Below are 18,288 nucleotides of genomic sequence, written 5' to 3'. Positions count from 1 at the left end.
GTATTAAACCCATTGGTTTTACCGGCACAGTTATTCGTTCCTGAACAGCGGCGATAACCTGCAAGTACAACTCCTGATAACAATTATTAAAAGAACACCTTCAAAGTAATGGACAAATCTAAACAGCGAAACTTAAATAAGTGGCTGAAACAACAAGGGAAACAGGCTAAGCGTTGGTTAATGCTTACCATCTCTCTTGGTGTTATATCCAGTCTACTTCTGCTGGCACAGGCAGGCCTTCTTGCTTCCATACTTCACCAGCTTATTATTGAAAACACCGACAAACATCAGCTAATTCCTCACTTTGTCGGCCTGTTTGCCACCATAGCCGCCCGATCTGCCTGTACATGGGGAAGAGAGATAGCCGGTTTCCGCGCCGGTGAACAGATACGCGGTTATATCCGCCATCTTATTCTGCAAAGGTTAAGGGAAGTCGGCCCAGCCTATATCAAGGGTAAGCCAGCCGGAACATGGGCAACCCTGTTACTGGAACAAGTAGAAGATATGCAGGATTTCTTTGCCCGCTATCTTCCGCAGATGTCCCTGTCAGTACTCACCCCGTTAATCATTCTGGTCGTGGTGTTTCCAACCAACTGGGCAGCCGGCCTGATTTTTCTGATCACCGCACCATTGGTGCCTATCTTTATGGCACTGGTCGGCAAAAAGGCTTCCGATGCTAACCGGAAAAACTTTAAAGCTCTGCAGAGGTTGTCAGGACATTTTTATGACCGCCTGCAATCTATGACCACTATCAGGCTGTTCAACCGTTCAGAAGTGGAAACAGAAACTTTGCGTGGTGCCTCTGAAGTATTCAGAAGCCGTACCATGGACGTGCTGAAAGTCGCCTTTTTATCGTCAGCCGTTCTGGAATTTTTCACCTCTATCTCTATCGCGATTACTGCTGTTTACTTTGGTTTCAGCTTTATAGGTGAGCTGGACTTTGGCTATTACGGTGCAGGTATTACCTTGTTTACCGGCCTGTTTATCCTGATTCTGGCACCAGAGTTTTATCAGCCGCTACGGGACCTTGGTACTTTTTACCATGCCAAGGCACAGGCGGTTGGTGCCGCAGAAAGTATTGTCGAGTTTCTGGAAACCGATATCGAACTACAGAAACAGGGGGATACCGCTATCCCTTGCGTTGAAAACATCGCCATCAGTGCCAGTGATCTGATTGTGAAAAGTCCGCAGAGTAAACCACTGCTTGGCCCGGTTTCATTCACTATCGATTCAAACCAGACGACGGCTCTGGTGGGGCCTAGCGGCGCCGGTAAAACCAGCCTTATCAACGCTATTCTCGGTTTTCTGCCTTATGAGGGCAGCCTGAAAGTAAACGGTGTTGAACTGAGCCAGAGTGATAAAGCTCAGTGGCGGGAACAGATTAGCTGGGTAGGACAAAATCCTCTGCTTCTGCACGGCTCCGTTAAAGAAAACATTACGCTGGGTAGAGATGAAGTGACCGAAGCTGAAATCCGTCAGGTACTTGAAGAGTCCTTCTCTGCCGAGTTTGTAAACAAACATGGCCTTGATTATCAGATAAGCGATCGTTCCGGCGGTCTCTCTGTCGGTCAGGCACAGCGCCTTGCTCTGGCACGGGCTATGTTGCAGAAAGGCAATTTCTGGTTGCTGGACGAGCCTACCGCCAGTCTGGATGCCCGCAGCGAAAAGCTAGTTATGCAGGGTATTTCGAACAAAATTGAAGGCCGTACGGCACTTATGATTACTCATCAACTGTCACAATTACAGAGTGTGGAAAACATACTGGTGATGCAACAAGGGAAAATTATTGAATCTGGCAGCTACGCTTCACTGGCTGGATCAGACGGGCTATTCGCTGAAATGCTCAATAACAACCGTGCCCAGTTGAAACAAGGAGATCTCGATGCGTGATTTACTGCCGTTTCTGAAACTGTATAAAAAGCACTGGTTCGGCCTCTCTTTAGGGATGATTCTGGCGTTTCTGACTTTATGCGCCTCAATAGGTTTGCTTACTCTGTCGGGCTGGTTTATCTCTGCCGCCGCTGTTGCCGGCCTTACCATAGCCAGACAAACCTTCAACTATATGTTACCCGGTGGTGGTGTCAGAGGGCTTGCCATTGCCCGTACCGCAGGACGCTGGGGGGAAAGAGTTGTCAGCCATGACGCAACGTTTAAGCTACTGACGGAACTAAGGGTATTTTTCTTTAAAAAGTTGACCCCGTTGATTCCGGGGCGGGTAGCTAATGTCAGGGATGGTGATCTGCTTAACCGTCTGGTGGCTGACGTAGATGCTATGGATCACGTCTACCTGAGGTTAATCAGCCCAATTATTGTCGGTGTACTAGGCATTATCTCCCTTACACTGCTGCTGTGCTGGTTTGATATGACTCTTGGTCTGACCCTTGGTGCATTTCTTTTCTCACTGCTGCTTACCTGGCCTGTTATTTTCTATAAGTTAGGTAAGAAAAACGGTGCGGAACTAACCGAGAACAAGTCGGCACTGCGTGTTACTTCTCTGGACTGGTTACAAGGTCACAGTGAATTGGTTCTGTTTGCTGCTGAGGAGCGCTACCGGGATGCCATTCTGCACTCGGAACAGAAACTGTTTAACAACCAGTATGTGAATGCCAAACTCACCGGACTGGCAAATGCCCTGCTTATGCTGGCGAACGGTTTTGCCTTAACCCTGATTCTCTGGATGGCAGCAGACGGTGTTGGCGGAGCAGCTCCTGATCCTATGGTAGCTATGTTTGCCTTTGCAACTATGGCCAGTTTTGAACTGCTAATGCCAATCGCCGGAGCATTCCAGTACTTAGGACAGACACTAACTTCTGCCCGTCGCTTAAATGAAATTATCACAGCAGAACCAGAGGTGACCTTTGCTGAACATGGTCCGTTAGAATCTGAGCAATACGATATCTGTTTTGACAATATCTCGTTTAGCTACCCGGATGCCGATCAGTCAGCTATTCAGGATCTAAGCCTGTCTATACCGGCGAAAAACCGCGTGGCCATTCTTGGTCAGACTGGCTCAGGCAAATCTACCCTGCTACAGCTGTTATGCCGTTACTGGGATGTAAACAATGGCAGCATCTCCATCGCCGGAACAGAAATAAAACAGATCAGCGAAGCTGTGCTGCGTAATTCAATTTCTGTAGTAAGCCAGCGAGTGGATGTTCTTAACGGCTCCCTGCGCGATAACCTGATTATGGCCCGTCCTGATGCCGATGACAGCGAATTAATTGCTGTGCTGAACAAAGTTGGTTTAGAAGCTCTTATTGAAGATAAAGGGCTGGATAGCTGGTTAGGCGATGGCGGGCGTCAGCTATCCGGTGGCGAAAAACGCAGAACTGGTATTGCACGGGCTATTCTGCACAATGCACCGATTATCCTACTGGATGAACCTACGGAAGGTCTGGATAAGAAGACAGAGCAGCAGATAATGGCGCTGTTTGACCAGCATTTCACCGATAAAACTGTACTGTTTATCACCCACCGTCTGGTCAGTCTGGAACAGATGGATAGCATCTGTCTGATTGAAAACGGTACTATTGTCGAGCAGGGAACTCATAATGAGCTTCTGCAACAGCAAGGCAGATATTTTGCCTTACATCAGACGCTGTAGCCTATAAAAGGTTAGAAAAAAGCCCCTGACAGTCATTCTGTCAGGGGCTTTTTATATCAGTTGTTGTTTACAACGCTTATGCGTTTTCGGCTTCAAACTCTTTCATAAAATCAACCAGCGCCTGAACACCCTCAACCGGCATAGCGTTATAGATAGAGGCTCTCATGCCACCGACAGCACGGTGCCCTTTCAGCGCTTTCAGACCAGCTTCATCAGCGAGTTGTAAAAACTTGCCATCCAGTTCAGGTTTAGCCAACTGGAATGGTACATTCATCAATGAACGGTTATCGCTGTGTACCTGGTTACTATAAAATGGCGAAGCATCAATATAATCATAAAGTAGCGCGGCTTTCTCTTTGTTAATCTTCTCAATGGCCTCAACACCACCCTGCTGTTTCAGCCATTTAAACACCAGACCAGACAGGTACCAAGCATAAGTTGGCGGTGTGTTATACATGGACTCTTTTTCTGCCAGCACTTTATAGTTAAGTACGCTCGGCAGCTCATTCATGGCAAGCTCAAGAAGATCATCCCGCACAATAACAATACAGATACCGGCTGGGCCGATATTTTTCTGCGCACCGGCATAAATCACACCGTATTTTGAAACATCGATCCGGCGGGAAAGAATGGTCGAAGACATATCGGCAACAATGATTTTATCCGTTTCTGGCAGATCATTAATCTCGATACCGTCAATGGTTTCATTAGGGCAGAAATGAACATAAGCTGCATCTTCAGCAATCTGCCACTCAGAAGCAGGAGTTATGGCAACTTTGCCTTCTTTCTCTGTCTTAGCATTAAAAACATCCGGCCGGCAGTATTTTCCCGCCTCTTTAATGGCACTTTCCGCCCAGTAACCGCCATCGATATAGCTGGCTTTGCTCTGGCCGCCTAACAGGTTCATCGGTACTGCAGCAAACTGAGCTCTGGCACCGCCCTGACAGAACAGAACCTTATAGTTATCAGGCACAGCCAGTAATTCACGGAAATCCTGCTCTGCTGTTTCAGCCACCTGAATAAACTCTTTGCTTCGATGGCTGATCTCCATCACTGACGTTCCAAGTCCGTTCCAGTCAACCAGTTCTGACTGCGCTTTCTCCATAACAGCTTTAGGTAAAGCGGCGGGGCCGGCACTGAAATTGTAAATCCTTCTCATGATGGTGATTGCTCCTGCTTAAAGGTAAATAAATGTGAACTGGGACAAAGTAATACCATGTTTTCTTCTGATTAAAAAGCACAAAAAAGAGCTCAGAAGAGCTCTTTTTTATGAAACGGCTATTTTCTTACATTTATTGTGTCATTGAAGAGAGTAATAAGCTTAATAAAGGTAGTTTTTCCCCGCTGGAGAATGTCAGTTCCCCATTGCCTATCTCTGCATTCAGCTTATAACCCGACTCTTCCTTGGTCATATATTGCATAGCCACCATATTATCAATACCCGGTCTGATAAAAGGATAAGAGTCAACCAACCCTTCGGAGATAAAGGAGTCAACATCCCCCTGCAGTATAGAAATGACACGGCTGAAATCCTGAGATATGTTACTGCTGCCCTGAGGAACAACCAACTTCCATTGATTATCAAAATAACCGCCGGCCAGCTCCATCTTCATATTATCCATCGAAAGATAAAAGCCCTGCTCAAACAGGCTATCAATATATGGCGTTGACTGAGCAAAAACCTGCTCGGTAATCACAGGGTTATCCTGATAAATCGCCACCAACTGCTCAAAAGACTGGCTGTGCAGATCGCCAATAGAGAAGTCCAGAGTCAGCTTGTCTACCTTGCCACTGTCTGTTTGCAGCTCTCCCGTTGTAAATTGATGGTGAGTATTAATGCGCTCACCAGTCTCATCGGCCTTAGAGTTAAACTGATAGTTGATCGACTTTCCGCCAGCCAGAGTAACACCGTCATTGGTCATTACTGACACAGTATCTATCTGTAAACTCTGTTCACCATGCCAGAATTGATTGATTTTCTTACCCCGCGCATGGCCGGTAACGTTAGAGAATGACAAGTTTTCGCCATTGGCAAATTTAAACTGAGTCGAAGGGAAACGGAAAGATAAATCAACTTCACCCAATACCGTTGCGCTACCTTCAACGATAGAGTTACCTATGTACAAAGCTGAGCCGGGCGAGTTTTCCGGCTGATAGTTAAGCTTTTCCAGAGCCAGTACAAAGTCCGTGTTGCCATTTAACTGGGTTGTGGTTGACAGAGTCAGAGGTACCTGGTCCATATCAATCAGGTGGGATTCCGCTGCAATCCTCATCAAGCCATGCTGTATCTCATGCTTTACTCTGAACTCAGTCGGCAGACCGTCGGAGATTAACTGCTCTCTGACAACGGGGTTAACTACTGAGTACTCTGTTTCAGCAGAGGCAGAAAGATAACTTCTGTCATAACTGACCAGAGTGGCAGAGTAATCTTTACTGTTCAGGTTCTTTACGGCATCAGTCAGTACATTCTGGGCAATCTGCCCCACTGCCAACGGCCAACAGGCAACCAGAACAACAGCACCACCAATGGCAGCAATTCTTTTTAAATCTTGCATGAAATCTCTTATCTGTTTAAGACTATTTATCTAGTCTAGCTTATGTGGAATTAAGTTAAAACCTTGAGTTAAATCAGGCTTTTCTCTCAATCCAAACAAAAGAACAGTACTCACCTCTCAACTCCCTCGGAGGAAAATTGCTACATTGAAAAATAAAACTGTTCCGAGGCTGATGTGAATCCCTACGTATTACTCTATCTGGACAATGATCCGGTAGCAGTAGAGTTATTAAGAAAAGAGCTTACCCCGTTATCTGCCCTGTTTGATATCTACTGTGTAGATTCTCCTGATGAAGCTATCCAGACTTTAGAGTATGTTCAGGAGCAGAAACAGACCCTTGCTATGGCCATTGCAGCCAGTAGCCGCAGTTTTAATGGCGCAGATTTCCTTATCCATCTGGAGCGCTCTGACCATACAAAAAATTCACGTAAAGTTCTTGTCAGTGACGGAGAAGATATTGAGAGCATTCTTGCCGCAGTCAATGAAGGCCGTCTGGATCACTGTCTGACAAAGCCTCTGAAACACAACGCCCTGTTTGATACTGCTAAAAAAGAACTCACTACCTTTATTCTCAGTATTAAAGATGAAAACTGGCTGCACTACAGTGGTGTACTGGATCAATCCCGCATACTCAGTGCCCATATTGAAAACAAACTCGACTCTTTCCGCACCGGCTTTATTCATAATTTTCATGAGCTGAGTGACTCTTATCTTGCCGATCAGTTTATTGGCACCTTGTTGCAGTTTTTCTCCGAAAAAGATGAGACCAGAGCCTGCCGCACCTATTCTCCCGACCACCTGCTCACTGTAGAGGGCGAACCAAATCAGTTTCTCTGGTTTATTGTTGAAGGTGAAGTGGCACTGTATAAATACGATGAGCAGAATGTTCAGCGCGAGGTTGTCCGCCACTCAAAAGGTAATATTGTCGGTGGTATGTCATTTGTTACCGGAGAGCTCTCTTTCTCCACGGCTATTACTCTGACAACCACCAAAGTGATAAAGCTGAACAAAGAGGTTTTCGCTCAGGTAATGCACTCAGACAGCGAGCTGCTGCCCCTGTTCACCAACCTGTTACTTCGTCACTTTAACCGCCGGCTTCAACGTAGTATCAATACCAAGCTGGAACTTCAGCACACCTATGAATCGCTGGAAACCGCTCATCAACAACTGATTGAAAGAGAAAAAATGGCCATACTGGGCCAGTTGGTGGCAGGCGTTGCTCATGAGCTAAATAACCCGGTAGCCGCCATACTACGTGGTGCCGACACCCTGACAGCTAAAATTGATGAACTGATACACTCGCCACTGCCCGTATCTCATCAGGAACTCGGGGCAAATATTCTTAATGAGTCGCTCGGCTCACGCCCTATGTCTACTTCAGAAATCCGTCAGCAGACAAAACAGATTTTACCTCAGATTGATGACCGCCAACTGGCGAAAAAGATTGTTCAGTTAAATCTGCATAATGATCTGGACGAAGTGCTGCAACTGGCCAATGAGACCAAAGACCTGAAAGGAACCATAACCGGGCTGGAGAAATACCATATTGCCGGGACAACGCTTCGCTCCATTCAGGTTTGTGCCAAACGCATTGCTGATATGGTGAAGAGCCTGAAAGGCTATGCCCGTCAGGACGATGAGATTATGCATGTCACTGACATTCATGAAGGAATAGAAGATACTCTGGTGATATTCGAAAACAAACTGAAGAGACATACTGTTATCAAAGAGTATCAGTCTATTCCGCAGATCCTCTGCCTGACCAACGCTATGCAGCAGGTCTGGACCAATCTGATCTCAAACGCCATTGACGCTTTTCCTCAGGACGGCATTCTTAAAATCAGTAGTGAGCAAGCCATTAGTGACGGTACACATTACGCAAAAGTAACTTTTGAAGACAATGGCTCAGGTATCCCGGAAGAGCAGAAGGAAAAAATATTTGAGCTGAACTATACCACCAAGAAAGAGGGTAACTTCGGGCTGGGCATCGGTTTGTCCGTCTGCCAGCAGATATTAGCCCAGCACAAAGGCTGGATTGAAGTTGACTCCCGCCTTGGCGAATACACCAAAATGATCGTCTGGCTGCCCTTTCATTCAGCCGGTAGTGTGATTAAGAAAGATAAGGAAATGTGATGAAAAAGTATCTTATTCTCTGTGTCGATGATGAACGCGAAGTACTTGATAGTGTGGTACAGGATCTGTCTGCTTTCGAAGATCACTTTATTATTGAAGATGCCGAATCTGTTGCTGAAGCCAGAGAGGTCATAGAAGAGTATTCTGAAGACGATGTGCCTTTGGCATTGATACTCTGTGACCATATTATGCCGGAGCAGACAGGCATCAGTTTCTTGATTGAGTTAAATAATCAAGATAAAACCAAAGCGGCGAAAAAGCTTCTTCTTACCGGTCAGGCCGACCTTGAGGCGACGATCGAAGCGGTAAACAGTGCCAGTCTGGATTTCTATATCGCGAAGCCGTGGAAAGGGGAAGAGCTGGTTGACACTCTGACTCAGCAGCTGACCCAGTATATGATAGACAACGAATCTGACCTGATGCCGTGGGGAAGAATTCTGGATACAGAGAAGATTTTTAACGCCATAGCGTCAAAAAGAAGTCAGTTTGGCGAATAAATTGTAGTAAATGACTCTTTATTCTGGCATTTTTATTGCTTATTTTGATTGGTCAGCACAATATTGACAAACATTTGCTGACTAAAGTCGGAATTTGACTAAGATACTGACTCTATAGAAGTAGCCAAAAGCTACTTTCCCCATGGATTCAAATAGAACATAGGTTTACTTAAATTATGCGTAAGATTTTACTTGTTGCTGGCCTAGCACTTGCAACCAGCTCGGCGTTTGCCGTCACAGACCCTAGCAGTCCTGCAATCATGAGCAACTTTAGCTACGACTACGCAGAAGCGCGTATTGGTATGGATCCTGTTACTTTTGGTGGTGCGTACAGTAAATCAATTCACCCTAATGCTCACGCCATTGTTCGTCTGGATTCTAAGTTCGACAGTGATTATAACTTTGGTGGTGGTATGGGTTTCCATGCACCAATCAATAACTGGGCAGACCTTACCGGTGAAATGCTGATGCGTGTTGTTGACGGTAAATCTAACAGCAACGATATCGGTCTGGAACTGAACCTGGGTGTACGTCAGTGGCTTGGGCCACAGCTGGAAGTTGGCGGCCGTATCGGTTATGTAGAGATCGAAGATGACAACGACGTAGTAACAACTGCTTTCGCTCGTTTCCACTCTACTGAGCTGTTCTCTCTGGGCATCGAAGGTAAGTTTAATGATTTCTATGGTGACCAGCTAATGTTCACCACCCGCTTTAAATTCTGATAAGACAAGGTTCTTATAACAGAGCTCTGAGCGACAATAAAAGCACTGCTTACTAAAGGCTGTGCTTTTTTTATTTTCTTCGCCTGTTTTTCGGGTGGTTAGCCGGAATTGCGGCCAGCAGTGTACGCGTATAATCGGCCTTCGGCGACTCAAAAATATCCTGCACACTTCCCTCTTCCACTATCTTACCAAAATACATTACCGCCACCCGGTCTGATACATGGCGGACAACGGAGAGATCATGGGAGATAAAGATCATGGCCAAATCCATCTCCTGTTGCAGTTTCAGTAACAGATTCAGAATCTGAGCCTGAACCGAAACGTCCAGCGCAGACACAGATTCATCACATATCAGCAGCTTAGGTTTTAGCGCTATGGCTCTGGCAATGCCTATTCTCTGTCTCTGGCCTCCGGAAAATTCATGGGGATAGCGGTTCACCGCCCCTTTATCTAAGCCGACTTTTTCCAGTAACTCTTCTACCCATTGTCTGCGCTCTTCAGCTGTACCGATTTTGTGTATCACAAAGGGCTCTTCAATGATCATTCCGACCGTATGCCTTTGATTCAGAGACTCAAGGGGATCCTGAAAAATAATCTGCATCTCCTTTCTCAGCGGCCGCATCTGCTTGGCAGATAAATGAGTAATACTCTGCCCCTGATAATAGATCTCCCCTTCTGTCGGCTCATAGAGCTTAAGAATGGTTCTGCCCAGTGTACTTTTACCGCAGCCAGACTCTCCCACCAGCCCCAGAGTTTCCCCGCGGGCTACCTGAAGAGAGACACCATCTACCGCCTTCACCGTATACCCTTTACGAAAGACGCCTCCTCCGGAGGTAAAGTACTGCTTAATGTTCTCAATTCTTAATATTTCTTGCATCTACAGGCACCTTTACAACGCAGTATCATTCAAGATCAATCATCTGCTTAGGAGGATTATCAAGATTCGGCATCAGACCAAGAAGTTTTCGGGTATAAGGATGCTGAGGATTATCAAAAAGCTGAAATACATCCGCCTGTTCCACTATTTTCCCCTGATACATAACCGCAACATCGTCACAAATCTCTGCGACAACACCCAAATCATGAGTAATAAATATCATCGCCATTCCGGTCTCATTTTGCAGTTCAATCATTAAGTCCAGAATGGAAGCCTGTACCGTCACATCCAGTGCTGTGGTCGGTTCGTCACAGATTAATATATCGGGTTTACAGGCAAGAGCCATGGCGATCATTACCCTCTGCCGCATGCCTCCGGAAAGGTTATGAGGGTACTCGTTCAACCGTTTTTCCGGCTGGGGAATACGTACTTTCTCCAGCATCTCAAGGGCGTAGCTTTCTCTTTGCTGCTTAGACAGCTCAGGGCGATGCAGAACTAACACCTCTTCCAGCTGTTTCTTAATGGTATGAACCGGATTAAGTGCCGTCATAGGGTCCTGAAATATAACCGAGATTTTGTTGCCGCGCATAGCAAACATCTGCTCCGGCGGCATGGTCAGCAAATCGGTTCCCCTATAGTAGATCCTTCCCTTGGTGACCTGACCGTAAGGCTTAGGCAACAAGCCGAGTATCGACATGGAGGTGACACTCTTGCCACAACCCGACTCTCCGACCAAGCCGAGGGTTTTACCGGCACGGACATCAAAACTGACACCATGCAGCACTTTTACTCTGCCATCATCGGTTAAGAACTCAGTTTCCAGCTCTTCAACCTTTAGTATCGTCTCTCTGCTCTCCACTCGCTGGCCTCAGAACTTATAGGTTTCGTCAATGGTGGTTACCGGCTCAAACTTGCTTCCTTTCTTGATTGCCGCTTTCGTCTCTTTCTTCAGCTCTTCATCTATCCAGTAAGTACCAAGGTCATAAGGCCCGCCAATACTGAACAGGGCTTCGGTTTTTTTCGTCATTGGTTTGGCCGGGAACTTCATCCAGCGCCAGTAAGCTTCTCTGGTATACGGAACCATATAACCGGGAATGATGACAAACTGATCCGCCACTATCTGCTGAATCTGGCGGGACAGCTTCTCTCTTTTATCACGGCTGAACTCTGTGCGGTACTGCATCACCAGCTCATCCATTTCCGGTGAGCTGTAGTTGGTAAAGTTGTTGGTTTGCGGTTTATTGGCATTAGATGAGTGCAGATACTCCCAGTATTGAGGTACATCACCGCCGCCCATGGTATGGAAAGAGATATCGTGTTTCTTCTCGCTGACATACTTAAACGCTGAAGAGCCATCAATCAGATTAAGGCTGAACTCTAATCCGGCTTTTTTAGCCTGCTCTTTCAGATAAGCAATACGTGGTGTGTGATGGCGGGCTGAGTAAGTGATAGCAAATGACAGCCTGTCACCTTGCGCATTCATTCTGATGCCATCTGAGCCAAACTGGTCATATCCGGCTTTGGCAAAAAATTCTGCCGCTTTATTTGGATCAAACTCAGGGGCTGTCACTGAAGTGTTAGTGAAGCTATCCTGACCAACTCCCATTCCGTTTGGCTTTCTGACATAGTCTCCGCGGAGTACATTGTCTATCATGCCGTCAAAATCGGTGGCGTAGCTAAGGCCTTTTCTGACATTGATATCACTCAGCTTATCTTTAGCTGTGTTCAGCCACATACCGCCGGCGCCCTGAGGCGTCTGGTTAAAGCCCCAGAACTTATGGATATAGCCATTCTGGTAAGGCTTGGTATCAGATTTATCATGCCAGAGCTCAGGCAACACTAGGGCGTAAGCATCCAGATCGCCTTTCTCAAAGTATTTTCTGGCAATATCGTTATCTCGGATCACCTGAACACGGATCTTCTCAACGTTGTAACGATTTTTATAATAAGGGTTGCTGTATCCCCACCACTCTTTACCCACGTGTTTCATGGTAACAGAACGCCCTTTCTTCACTTTATCGACTTTATACGCCCAGGTTGTCGGTTCAGCTTTAAAGTTGTATTTACGGACAAAGTTGTCATCAATACCGTCACTGTTCTTATCTACGCCCGGTTTATAAAAATGCTTAGGCCGCGGACTAAGGGAAGTTGAGCTAAGCAGATCCTTCTTATCTTTCGGCTCAGATAAGCTGACAGAAATAGTATGGGAGTCATACTTAGTAATGTCCTTGAGCACCTTGGTGTAGTAGGTGTTATACCATGGCGCAACAATATCTTTGGAGCGCATCAGGGTTAGCACAAAAGTAAAGTCATCGGCAGTAACAGGCTTACCGTCAGACCATTTCGCTTTAGGGTTAATTTTGTAGTAAACGGTTTTATTATCTTCGCCAAACGCCCAGTCAGTGGCCAGATCCGGAATCCAGTTGCCTGTTTCAGGGTGCTTACTGAGCAAGCTTGGGTGGGCATCGAGCAGCCATGTGCGGAACGACCCATTGGCATCCGGCCCTACGATACGGAAGGTTTGCGGAAAACTACTGATATAAGTACGGAATGTTCCGCCAAACTGAGCCTGATCCGAGGCAAAAAGTGGCTCATCCAGATTTGTCTGCCAGTCAAGGTTCTCCGGTAGCTTATTGGCCGCTAAGGAAAACAGGGGAAAAGTGGTCAGTATCAGACTGGTCATCATTTTATTCATTTTCATATTCTCTTCCTTATACTGGTACTCAGCTATAGCGGGTAAACTTCTTGGGATCGAACGCTGCCCGGACCGCCTCTCCGATAAAGGTCACCATTACCAGAACAGAGACAATGGCGGTGACCACAGAGGTTGCTATCCATGGAGAATCAAGGTTTGACTTTCCTTGCTGTAATAACTCACCCCAGCTTGGCGTCGGCGGCATAAGCCCTAAACCGAGATAATCCAGTGCGGTCAGGGCGGTGATATTGGCGGCAATGGTAAAAGGCGCCAACGTCACAATCATCACCATGGTATTGGGCAATATATGCTTTAAAAGAATTCGTGAGGTCGACGCCCCTATTGCTCTTGCTGCCAGCACATATTCTCGCGCTGACTCTTTGTAAGTCATGGTTCTCATATACCAGGTCATCCCCATCCAGCCAAACAGCACGTTTATAAAGACAAACAGCATAAAGGTTGGCTGGATAATAGAGACCAGAATCATAATCACGTACAGGAACGGAACCATAGACCAGATTTCAATCAGTCTCTGGACAATAAGGTCGAACTTTCCGCCCCAGAACCCCATAGCGCAGCCCACCACAGTACCTATTGCGTAGGAGATAGACATGGTGATCAGGGCGAAACCCATGGCAATTCTGAAGCCATAAACCAGCCTTGCCAGAATGTCCCGGCCAATAACATCGGTACCAAGATAATGTTCGGCGGCAAAATCAGGAGCGACAGGCGGGTAATCGCCACTAAAGTCCTGCTCATATGGGTTCCACGGCACAAGGGGCATAATGACGAAATCACCGTTGCCTTGCTCTGAAAGCTTTGCTGAAAGCTCACGGTAGTTCGCCTCTGCCGCATAGCCAAGACCAAACTCGTCCCCTCTTCTTACATCGGTAAAAATCGGAAAGCTGTATTCGCCCTGATAACGAACCACTAAGGCTTTACTGTTAATAAACAGCTCAGCAACCACGGAAAACAGCAGTAACACGCTAAGTAAAATAAAAGACCAATAGCCGCGCTTAATTGACTTAAACCGTTTTATTTTCTTTGCCGTCAAAGGATCAAGTGTCATCATCTTTACCCTCCGAACTTAACGCGCGGATCAACCAGCGCAACACAGATATCAGAGACAATATTGCCAATCAGCAGCATAAGGGCATTAATAGCCACAATGCCCATCACTACGGGGTAATCACGTTCAACAATGGATTCATAACCAAGCAGACCTATTCCGTCGATATCAAAAATTACCTCAATTAAAAATGAGCCGGTCATAAAGAACAGCAGTGAGTTGCCAAAATGGCTGGCAATGGGAATAAGGCTATTACGTAACGCATGTTTGCGCACCGCCTGACGAAACGGCAACCCCTTGGCGATGGCAGTACGAATATAGTCAGCTGATAGATTCTCCATCAAATTATTTTTCATGGTCATGGTCAGGGTGGCAAAATCCCCTATCAGGTAGCAGATAAGCGGCAGTACCGCATGCCACATAATGTCTTTTACCTGCAACAGCACCGATTCATAATCTTCAAACTCATCACTGGTAAAGCCTCCCATAGGAAACCATTCAAGGTTGTAGGCAAACCAGGTAATCAGCAAAACCCCCACCACATAACCCGGCAGAGCGTAGCCGATAAAAATCAGTACAGACGAAGCAGAGTCGAACAGGGAACCGTGCTTAAGGGCTTTAAAGTAACCTAGGGGAATGGAAATAAAATAAGCGATAAAAAAGGTCATTCCGCCATAGAACAACGAGATGGGCAAACGTTCGGCAATCATATCCGTAACGGGTTCGTAGTAGCGGGTAGATTCTCCGAAATCCAGTACCAGCAACTTTTTCAGCCACTCCCAGTAAGCCTGAGTAACCGGTTTATCCAGCCCGTAAAAAGCATTTAGCTGAGCAATTTGATCATCAGAAAGTGCTGTGCTTGCACCGACTTCATTGGATACCGCTGCAGTTTCTTCACTACTAAACTGCATGCTGGACAAAATTCTCTCTACCGGCCCGCCCGGCACTAATCTGGTAATAGCAAAGATAAGAATGGTGATGCCGATAAAAGTCGGTATAACTAACGCCATCCTGCGTAAAAAATAATCTAGCACTAAGAAAGAGTCTCCAAGTCCTTTGGTTGCTCCGGTTACAACATTCTTGTAACAAATTAATCTTAGTTAATCATATATTTATTATCTATATAAATGCCAGTAAAACAGCCACTTTTATGCGTAAAAAGCACAAAGCCTGATGATTAATCAGGCTTTTTCATAGGTGAGTTTATTTTTTAGTTCAATTTACAAGCTTCCAGTAAACCCTTTTTCCTCGACTCCGGCAAAAGCATCCAATGCACACCGTCTATTGCCCCGGCAAACTTCCACAGCAGTTGCTCGTTAATGTGCGGCCCGTGTTTGTCTTTAACCAACACAAAGGTTTTCTCTGCGCCATAATCGAAAAATGTAGCTACATCGGCAATACCGGAACGTTTCAGCATTCGTTCCAGAGTAAGATTTAGGTTTGGCAGATCCCTTAGTCGCCGGCTTTCAAAGGAGCTCTTGTACTTTTTATGTTCAATAGCGCACTGTATGGAACGCCTTATCAAATGATCCAACTCCCTGCTACCGGAATAAAAGAGAGCAGTCACATTATAATAGTTCACCAAAGCAGTAGACTGTCTTTTTCTATGGAGGTATTTGTCGCAATTTAGCCTGATAAAACACTCATCAAGCCCCTCCCCACCACGAATAAAATACTTTTCATCAACAATCAATGCGTACATAGCGTTCTCAACAAACAAGCCTATCCCACCAAACATTGAACGCTTTTGAAAACAACCAAACTTTTCAATATAGCGATAAAACATCTTAGTCATAGTCATTTCACCCTTCACTTTTTTGTAAAACAGACCAAGAACGCGTTTAATTTTACCCAGTGAATTGTTGTGAAAAGTATTAATGTTAAGATTGTGTCTAAAGACTGGCTTAGGATTTTTATTGCATATACACAATATGGCTATAATACTTGAGTGAGAATGATTAAAAAATATGGTGAAACTAGCCAAGTTCCACTTGAGCTATTATTTCTTTGTTCGCTTATATAACAACCAGTTAAATATCAATTAGTTAAAAGTCACATCGTTGTATTTTGTTACAATTTTAACAAAATAAATGTTTGAAAACAGACCAAAAACAACGACAAATTTATGTTGGTACTTTCAAAACCCTAGATGTACTATATCGTTCTGAAGACTAGGACAAACTATATGAATCACTTATCATTTTTTTGGCTTTCAGAAAACCGACAAGAGTTAGTCGAGAGTCTGGAATCTGAATTTGCCCAACTTGTAGAGCAATCTATTGCTTCCGGGCGAATTACCCTACCACCCATTCCGGATGTTGTTCTGAAAATTCAGCAGCTCTGTATTCAGGAAGAAACAGGCATTGCGGAAATTACTGAGTGTCTTATTGAAGATCCGAGTCTTGCCGCCGTTGTTATTCGTGTAGCAAATTCCGTTATTTTTAACCGCCGTAATATCACCTGTACTGATATCCAGACTGCAGTATCACGGCTGGGCATTATGCGAGTCAGGGATATTGTTACTGCTCAGGCCATAGAGCAACTCAAACATACCGCAAACCTTGGTAAAGAGTGCAGCTCTATTTTGGTGAAAAGTGCCGCCAGCTCTAAAGAGTTTGCCGCCACTATGGTTCTGGTGACCAACGAGTTACTGGAGCACTCCGCTGATGAATATGATTATCTGGAAGTTGAGAAAGCTCTGCTGGTCGGTCTTCTTGCGGATATTGGTTTGTACTGTCTGGTGAACGAATACCATATTTACCTGGACAGGGGCAATTACCTTGACAGCAAACTGGCACTGCAGATTTTTAACTCCCGTTGTCCCGCAACCAGCGAACTGGTACTGAAACATTGGCAGTTTGACACTGACTTTATAGAAGTTGCCAAGAATCAAGAAATAGATGACAATCGCAAAGAAATCTCATACTTAGATATTGCCAGAATGGCTAATCACCTGCTGATGTTCAGACGCGATGACGAAAACATCGATGAGCACCATGTAGAGATTAACCTTGCAGGTGCGGAAGCACTTTATCAACTGAGCAATCTCAATGAGAGAGAATTTAAGTCACGCATCGGAGATGTCATAACCGCAACCGGGCTCTAACTATGTAAAGCCCGTTCAATACAGGCTTTAACATGTTTTCAGGGATGATCTTTATTTTTACCCCACTGGTTGTGGGTTATCTTTTTTCGCTTTCAAATAAAAACCTATTAGACAAGATAAACCGATACACCTCTTATCTTGTCTATGTGATTTTATCACTGATGGGACTGAGCTTGGCTGCACTGGACAACCTCGGTTCCAATATTCAGACCATTCTGACTTATACCGCCACCTTTTTTATTCTTATCGGTGGCTGTAACCTGGCTGTCCTTCCTATTCTGGACAAACTATTTCCCCTGAAAACTGAGCAACTAAGGCAAAATCTCCCCCTTTCCGCTATGGCGGCGGAATCATTGAAACTGATCTTTGTTGTAGGTGCGGGTTTACTTATCGGCCTTGTATTGCCCTTAGACCTTAGCTGGGTAGATACTGCTAGCGAATGGATCCTGTTTATTCTGCTGTTTCTTATCGGCATTCAGCTCAGAAACAGTGGCCTGACCCTAAAACAGATCCTGCTTAACAAACACGGTATGCTAATCGCTGTCGCTATTATTATCACTTCATGGTGCGGCGGCATACTGGCAGCATTAGTGCTGGATATACCACTGACCAAAGGTCTGGCTATGGCTTCAGGTTTCGGCTGGTATTCACTGGCGGGTATTTTAATGGGAGACGCTTTCGGGCCGGTTTTCGGCGGGGCGTCCTTTATGATAGAGCTGCTACGCGAACTGGTTGCGCTGGTAATGATCCCCATGCTTATCAGTAAAAAGCCATGCAGTGCTATCGGCTATGCCGGAGCGACCGCTATGGACTTCACCCTTCCGGTAATACAAACTACCGGAGGTGTCAGATGTGTTCCGATAGCAATAGTCAGCGGCTTTATTCTCAGCCTGTTGGTTCCGGTGTTTATGCTGTTTTTCGTTTCTCTAACCGCCTGAGTTAGTTAATAGATTAAGTATAAGTCTGTTACACGGCTCTCAGCATACCGGTTAATAACTTGTTACCATCTGGCAAATTATAAGATCCAAAT

Annotated in this window: 15 protein-coding genes; 7 read left to right on the top strand and 8 right to left on the bottom strand. The window is 45.5% G+C overall.

Annotated features, from left to right (window positions below):
- Positions 1–108 precede the first annotated feature (108 nt).
- Both cydD and cydC read left to right on the top strand, forming a co-directional pair.
- The gene (gene cydD, locus PK654_RS06760) at positions 109–1,890 is read left to right on the top strand and encodes a heme ABC transporter permease/ATP-binding protein CydD (protein WP_271698440.1); all 1,782 of its coding nucleotides are present in this window, start codon (positions 109–111) and stop codon (positions 1,888–1,890) included.
- Positions 1,883–3,604 (top strand): heme ABC transporter ATP-binding protein/permease CydC, encoded by a 1,722-nt coding sequence (gene cydC, locus PK654_RS06755; RefSeq protein WP_271698439.1) that lies wholly within the window; start codon positions 1,883–1,885, stop codon positions 3,602–3,604. The genes cydD and cydC overlap by 8 nt, the downstream gene beginning before the upstream one ends.
- A gap of 76 nt (positions 3,605–3,680) precedes the next feature.
- Here cydC and serC read toward each other — a convergent pair whose 3' ends face one another.
- Positions 3,681–4,763, bottom strand: a complete 1,083-nt coding sequence (gene serC / locus PK654_RS06750; RefSeq protein ID WP_271698437.1) for a 3-phosphoserine/phosphohydroxythreonine transaminase — start codon at positions 4,761–4,763, stop codon at positions 3,681–3,683.
- 133 nt (positions 4,764–4,896) lie between these two features.
- Positions 4,897–6,159 carry a DUF945 family protein gene (locus tag PK654_RS06745; protein ID WP_271698435.1) on the bottom strand — a complete coding sequence of 421 codons (1,263 nt, stop codon included), beginning with the start codon at positions 6,157–6,159 and terminating at the stop codon, positions 4,897–4,899.
- A gap of 174 nt (positions 6,160–6,333) precedes the next feature.
- Between PK654_RS06745 and PK654_RS06740 the strand changes: the two genes are divergently transcribed.
- The 3 genes from PK654_RS06740 (at position 6,334) to PK654_RS06730 (ending at position 9,511) form a co-directional block, all read left to right on the top strand.
- Entirely contained in the window at positions 6,334–8,292 is a 1,959-nt protein-coding gene (locus PK654_RS06740; RefSeq protein ID WP_271698433.1) for an ATP-binding protein, read from the top strand.
- Positions 8,292–8,789 (top strand): response regulator, encoded by a 498-nt coding sequence (locus PK654_RS06735; protein WP_271698432.1) that lies wholly within the window; start codon positions 8,292–8,294, stop codon positions 8,787–8,789. Before PK654_RS06740 ends, PK654_RS06735 begins: the two co-directional genes overlap by 1 nt.
- 176 nt (positions 8,790–8,965) lie before the next feature.
- Positions 8,966–9,511 carry a hypothetical protein gene (locus PK654_RS06730; RefSeq protein ID WP_271698431.1) on the top strand — a complete coding sequence of 182 codons (546 nt, stop codon included), beginning with the start codon at positions 8,966–8,968 and terminating at the stop codon, positions 9,509–9,511.
- A 70-nt stretch (positions 9,512–9,581) separates the two neighbouring features.
- Here PK654_RS06730 and PK654_RS06725 read toward each other — a convergent pair whose 3' ends face one another.
- The 6 genes from PK654_RS06725 to PK654_RS06700 all read right to left on the bottom strand — a co-directional run bounded on the left by PK654_RS06725 (position 9,582) and on the right by PK654_RS06700 (position 15,953).
- Complete coding sequence (locus PK654_RS06725) at positions 9,582–10,388, bottom strand: ABC transporter ATP-binding protein (RefSeq protein ID WP_271698430.1); 807 nt, start codon at positions 10,386–10,388, stop codon at positions 9,582–9,584.
- Between the two features lie 25 nt (positions 10,389–10,413).
- Positions 10,414–11,247, bottom strand: coding sequence for an ABC transporter ATP-binding protein (locus PK654_RS06720; RefSeq protein WP_271698429.1), 834 nt, complete (start codon positions 11,245–11,247; stop codon positions 10,414–10,416).
- A 9-nt stretch (positions 11,248–11,256) separates the two neighbouring features.
- The gene (locus PK654_RS06715) at positions 11,257–13,083 is read right to left on the bottom strand and encodes an extracellular solute-binding protein (RefSeq protein WP_443088736.1); all 1,827 of its coding nucleotides are present in this window, start codon (positions 13,081–13,083) and stop codon (positions 11,257–11,259) included.
- A 28-nt stretch (positions 13,084–13,111) separates the two neighbouring features.
- Entirely contained in the window at positions 13,112–14,155 is a 1,044-nt protein-coding gene (locus PK654_RS06710) for an ABC transporter permease (protein ID WP_271698428.1), read from the bottom strand.
- Between the two features lie 2 nt (positions 14,156–14,157).
- Entirely contained in the window at positions 14,158–15,186 is a 1,029-nt protein-coding gene (locus tag PK654_RS06705) for an ABC transporter permease subunit (protein ID WP_271698427.1), read from the bottom strand.
- A 176-nt stretch (positions 15,187–15,362) separates the two neighbouring features.
- Complete coding sequence (locus tag PK654_RS06700; protein WP_271698426.1) at positions 15,363–15,953, bottom strand: TfoX/Sxy family DNA transformation protein; 591 nt, start codon at positions 15,951–15,953, stop codon at positions 15,363–15,365.
- A 384-nt stretch (positions 15,954–16,337) separates the two neighbouring features.
- Here PK654_RS06700 and PK654_RS06695 point away from each other — a divergent pair, with 384 nt between their 5' ends.
- Together PK654_RS06695 and PK654_RS06690 are read left to right on the top strand one after the other, a co-directional pair.
- Positions 16,338–17,258 carry an HDOD domain-containing protein gene (locus PK654_RS06695; RefSeq protein ID WP_271698425.1) on the top strand — a complete coding sequence of 307 codons (921 nt, stop codon included), beginning with the start codon at positions 16,338–16,340 and terminating at the stop codon, positions 17,256–17,258.
- A gap of 32 nt (positions 17,259–17,290) precedes the next feature.
- On the top strand, positions 17,291–18,196 hold the full coding sequence (locus tag PK654_RS06690) for a lysine exporter LysO family protein (RefSeq protein ID WP_271698424.1): 906 nt from the start codon (positions 17,291–17,293) through the stop codon (positions 18,194–18,196).
- Positions 18,197–18,288 lie beyond the last annotated feature (92 nt).

Origin of the sequence: Vibrio sp. SCSIO 43137, assembly GCF_028201475.1 — a bacterium.
Lineage (GTDB): Bacteria > Pseudomonadota > Gammaproteobacteria > Enterobacterales > Vibrionaceae > Vibrio.
This window is presented reverse-complemented; position numbering and strand designations above follow the sequence as displayed.

Excerpts from the sequence above, each read along its gene's own strand:
- PK654_RS06710 (WP_271698428.1), bottom strand. The coding sequence starts at position 14,155 with ATGATGACACTTGATCCTTTGACGGCAAAGAAAATAAAACGGTTTAAG.
- cydD (WP_271698440.1), top strand. The coding sequence starts at position 109 with ATGGACAAATCTAAACAGCGAAACTTAAATAAGTGGCTGAAACAACAA.
- cydC (WP_271698439.1), top strand. The coding sequence starts at position 1,883 with ATGCGTGATTTACTGCCGTTTCTGAAACTGTATAAAAAGCACTGGTTC.
- PK654_RS06745 (WP_271698435.1), bottom strand. The coding sequence starts at position 6,159 with ATGCAAGATTTAAAAAGAATTGCTGCCATTGGTGGTGCTGTTGTTCTG.
- PK654_RS06695 (WP_271698425.1), top strand. The coding sequence starts at position 16,338 with ATGAATCACTTATCATTTTTTTGGCTTTCAGAAAACCGACAAGAGTTA.
- serC (WP_271698437.1), bottom strand. The coding sequence starts at position 4,763 with ATGAGAAGGATTTACAATTTCAGTGCCGGCCCCGCCGCTTTACCTAAA.
- PK654_RS06700 (WP_271698426.1), bottom strand. The coding sequence starts at position 15,953 with ATGACTATGACTAAGATGTTTTATCGCTATATTGAAAAGTTTGGTTGT.
- PK654_RS06725 (WP_271698430.1), bottom strand. The coding sequence starts at position 10,388 with ATGCAAGAAATATTAAGAATTGAGAACATTAAGCAGTACTTTACCTCC.
- PK654_RS06715 (WP_443088736.1), bottom strand. The coding sequence starts at position 13,083 with ATGAATAAAATGATGACCAGTCTGATACTGACCACTTTTCCCCTGTTT.
- PK654_RS06690 (WP_271698424.1), top strand. The coding sequence starts at position 17,291 with ATGTTTTCAGGGATGATCTTTATTTTTACCCCACTGGTTGTGGGTTAT.
- PK654_RS06730 (WP_271698431.1), top strand. The coding sequence starts at position 8,966 with ATGCGTAAGATTTTACTTGTTGCTGGCCTAGCACTTGCAACCAGCTCG.
- PK654_RS06735 (WP_271698432.1), top strand. The coding sequence starts at position 8,292 with ATGAAAAAGTATCTTATTCTCTGTGTCGATGATGAACGCGAAGTACTT.